Genomic DNA, 4,017 nt, shown 5'->3' with positions numbered 1-4,017 from the left:
GCAGGCCGCCGGAGAGCTTGTACCCGGCGAGGGCCGTCCCGGCCCCGCGTGTACCCGACTGGTGCAGGCCGCCGGAGAGCTTGTACCCGGCGAGGGCCGTCCCGGCCCCGCGTGTACCGGCGGAGGGGTGCTCGTCGGGGCGGCCGGCTCCCGACCCCACGACGACTCCCGACCGCGCGACCGCGGCGGACACCCCGCTCGCCCCCGGAGCCGCCTACAAGGCCGCGTACGACACCCTCGGCGCCCAGCGCCTGACCCCCGCCCAGCTCAGACTCGACGCCGCCAAACAGGCGCGAGCCGCCGGCGCCTCCGCCGGTACACGCGGGGCCGGGACGGCCCTCGCCGGGTACAAGCTCTCCGGCGGCCTGCACCAGTCGCAGAAGACGTCCTACTGGTGCGGACCGGCCACGCTCGTCATCACCCAGTCCGCCCACGACGGCGTCGCCGGCCGCTCCCAGCAGGACGCGGCGACCCTCCTGAAGACGAACACCAGCGGCACCGCCTGGTACGGCGTCAACATCAACGTGCCCGGCCCGACCGGCTATCCGATGGCCGACGCCCTCAACCACCGGCTGCCCGGGGCCGGATACGTGCCCAGGGCCCTGCCGTACACCCCGACCGCCACCGACAAGGCCAACTTCAAGCAGCACATCACCCACAACACCGACAACGACTACGCGATAGCCGGCAACGCCTGGGAGGTGCCAGGCGGCCCGCACCTCGTCGGCCACCCGAACATAGAGATCTTCCACTGGGTGTCGATCGACGGCTACAACACCGACACCGCCGCCGCGCAGGTCGACTACCTCGACCCGGTGGGCGGCGTGAGCACCAGCGTGATCTCCTGGGCGGGCTCCGTACCCAAGTCGGCGCACATCTCCTCCGACACCCTCACCACCATCATGGGCGGCCGTGGGTACGTCTGGTAGGCCCGCTCTCCCGGTCCTGCTGCTGGCGGGCATCCTCCTGGCGGGGTGCTCGTCGGGGCGGCCGGCTCCCGACCCCACGACGACTCCCGACCGCGCGACCGCGGCGGACGGGACGACCGCGCCCCGCGCCCCGAGCGGAGACACGACCCCGACCCGGCCCGGCCCGGGGACCCTCGCCGCCGCCTGCGAGGTGCGGCTGCCCGCCGCCTGGAGCTCCGCGCTCGACGCCGGCGAGGTGCGCACCCCGTCCGCCGAGCGGGCGGTCCTCACCGACACCGGTCCCGGCTGGACCGCGGTCCAGCTCAGCGGTCCCGGCGGGCGACGCGCCGCCCTCGTGCCGGCGGACGGCGCGCCCCGCACCCTGCTGCGACTCGCCGACCCCGTCGAACACCAGCTGCTCGCCGCCGACTTCGACGGACGGCGGTGGGCCGCGTTCGCCGTCCTGGAGGGGCGGACCCTGGACAGCCCGTGGAGTCTGTACGTCTGGGACGGCAGCACGGGCAGAGCCCGGCGCCTGGCCCGCGCCGACCGGCCGGGTCCGCTCCCCCGCCCCGTCGTGAGCGGAGGGACCGTCCACTGGGCGCAGGGAGTCGGCGACGGCAAGGCCACCGTCTACGCGGCCCCGGCCGCCGGCGGCACGCCCCGCGCCCTGCGCACCGGCGTGCTCGACGCCCCGTTCACCGCCGGCGGACTCCTGGTGTGGCGCGAAGCGTCCGGCGCGGCGACCCGGCTGGCCGCCGTCTCCCTGACGGGGCTGCGGGCCGCCGCCCTGCCGGCCCCGCTGGCCGGCCTCCGCGACGTCCGTTCCGTCGTCTCCGACGGCACGACCTGGGCCTGGGTCGCGGGCGAGAGCGAGCCCGCGCTGATGGTGTGGCGGACGGGAGACGCCCGGCCTACGGCCGTGGTGACGCGGTCGCCGGCCGCCGACGGCATGGACCAGCTGCGGGTCAGCGGCCGGCTCGTCACCTGGCGCACCCCCGAGACGTCCTACGCCCTGGACCTCGGCTCGGGTTCGTACACGCGGATCACCCCGGCGTACGGCTACGCGCAGGCGAGGGACGGCGCCCTGGCCGTCGCGTACAGCCTGGGGGACGCCAAGGCGAACGGCTCCCGGCCCGTGATCCAGGTCGTGGACGCCGGCCGGCTCCCCGGACTGCCGGGCTGTGGCCGATGAGCGTCCCCCGGGGCGTGTCCGGGCGATCTTCCCGGGCCCGCCGGCCCGGCCCGGACAGGACCCATGTTTGAGGGGTCCGCGGTCGCGCCAGGGATGGGGGCATGTCCACACACGTGTCCGAAGAGGTGCGGGATGCTCTCCACGAGGGCCGTCCCGTCGTCGCGCTCGAGTCCACGATCATCGCCCACGGCCTGCCCCGCCCGCGCAACCTCGCCGTGGCCCGGGAGCTGGAGGCCCTCGTGAGGGACGAGGGCGCCGTCCCCGCCACCGTCGCCGTCATCGACGGCACGGCCCACGTCGGCCTGGACCCGGCCGGGCTCGACCGGATCGCGGAGGATCCGGACGTACGGAAGCTGGGACACCGCGACCTCGCGCCCGCCCTCGCGGCCGGCGCGACGGGGGCGACCACCGTCTCCGCGACGGCGTGGCTCGCCGACTCCGCCGGCCTGCGGGTCTTCGCCACCGGCGGGCTGGGCGGGGTGCACCGGGAGTGGACCCGGACGCAGGACGAGTCGGCGGACCTCCGGCTGCTGTCCCGGGTGGGGATCACCGTCGTCTGCGCGGGGGTCAAGTCCATCCTCGACGTCCCGGCGACCCTCCAGCGGCTGGAGACCCTGGGCGTGACGGTCCTCGGCTACGGCACGGACATGTTCCCCGGCTTCTACCTGGCCTCGTCGGGCGAGCCGGTCGACTGGACGGTGCGGACCCCGGAGGAGGTCGCCGGCGTGATGCGGGCCAGGGACGCACTGGGCGGGCCGACCGCCGCGCTGGTCGTCGCCAACCCGGTCGCCGCGGCCGACCAGCTCGACCCGGCGCTGCACGACCGGGTGCTGGCCCAGGGACTGGCCGCCGCGGAGGAGAAGGGGATCACCGGACAGGCCGTCACGCCCTTCCTGCTGGAGTACCTGACCGTGCACACGGGCGGAGCCTCCCTGGAGGCGAACCTGGCCGCGGTGCGCGGCAACGTACGGCTCGCGGCGCGGATCGCGACGGCCCGCGGCGACGCCGGGTGACGGGGCTGCTGGTCGTCGGGGACGTGGTCACCGACGTCGTGGCCCGGCACCGGAACCCGCCGACGCCCGCCACGGACACGGCCGCCGAGATCCGCACCCTGCCGGGCGGCGCCGGCGCCAACGCGGCCTGCTGGGCGGTCCGTTCGGGATGGACGGACGTGCGGCTGCTCGGCCGGACCGGCGAAGACGCGGCCGACTGGCACGCCCGGGCGCTGCGCCGGGCCGGGGTCCGGCCGCTGCTGGTCACGGACCCGCACGCCGCGACGGCGACGGTGATCGCGCTGGTCGACGCGAGCGCCGAGCGGACCTTCCTGACCGACAGCGGCGCGGCCCTGCGGCTCTCCCCCGCCGACTGGTCCCCCGGCCTCCTGGAAGGCGTCGCCCATCTGCACCTGTCCGGGTACCTGTTCTTCGCCGTGCCGAGCCGCGAGACGGCGCGGTGCGCGCTGCGGGACGCGCGGCGGGCGGGCATACCGGTGAGCGTGGATCCCGCGTCGGCGGGTTTCCTGGCGGAGCTGGGGGCGGACCGTTTCCTGGCCGCGACGGAGGGCGCGGACGTGCTCTTCCCCAACGCCGACGAGGCCCGGCYGCTGACCGGGCTCGACGAACCGGGCGCCGCGGCCGCGGTGTTGAGCCGGAGCTTCCCGCTGGTCGCCGTCCCGGCCCCGCGTGTACCGGCGGAGGCGCCGGCGGCTCGCGCCTGTTTGGCGGCGTCGAGTCTGAGCTGGGCGGGGGTCAGGCGCTGGGCGCCGAGGGTGTCGTACGCGGCCTTGTAGGCGGCTCCGGGGGCGAGCGGGGTGTCCGCCGCGCCGGTCGCCGCCTCGCCGGGGGGCGGGGCGGCGGCTCCGGGGGCGAGCGGGGTGTCCGCCGCGCCGGTCGCCGCCTCGCCGGGGGGCGGGGC

Annotated in this window: 4 protein-coding genes; all 4 read left to right on the top strand. The window is 76.7% G+C overall.

The window, feature by feature from the left end:
• The first annotated feature begins 17 nt into the window (after window positions 1-17).
• The 4 genes from EAO71_RS36895 to EAO71_RS36880 all read left to right on the top strand — a co-directional run bounded on the left by EAO71_RS36895 (window position 18) and on the right by EAO71_RS36880 (window position 3,892).
• Window positions 18-929 carry a hypothetical protein gene (locus EAO71_RS36895; protein WP_261992532.1) on the top strand — a complete coding sequence of 304 codons (912 nt, stop codon included), beginning with the start codon at window positions 18-20 and terminating at the stop codon, window positions 927-929.
• On the top strand, window positions 913-2,103 hold the full coding sequence (locus tag EAO71_RS36890; RefSeq protein ID WP_147982142.1) for a hypothetical protein: 1,191 nt from the start codon (window positions 913-915) through the stop codon (window positions 2,101-2,103). Before EAO71_RS36895 ends, EAO71_RS36890 begins: the two co-directional genes overlap by 17 nt.
• Before the next feature lie 101 nt (window positions 2,104-2,204).
• Entirely contained in the window at window positions 2,205-3,116 is a 912-nt protein-coding gene (locus tag EAO71_RS36885) for a pseudouridine-5'-phosphate glycosidase (protein ID WP_147982141.1), read from the top strand.
• Window positions 3,113-3,892, top strand: a complete 780-nt coding sequence (locus EAO71_RS36880) for a carbohydrate kinase family protein (protein WP_147982140.1) — start codon at window positions 3,113-3,115, stop codon at window positions 3,890-3,892. Before EAO71_RS36885 ends, EAO71_RS36880 begins: the two co-directional genes overlap by 4 nt.
• Window positions 3,893-4,017: the final 125 nt, after the last annotated feature.

This window comes from Streptomyces sp. MS191, from assembly GCF_008042125.1.
GTDB lineage: Bacteria > Actinomycetota > Actinomycetes > Streptomycetales > Streptomycetaceae > Streptomyces.
The sequence above is the reverse complement of the archived record's forward strand: the minus strand, read 5'-3'. Positions and strand labels throughout refer to the sequence as shown.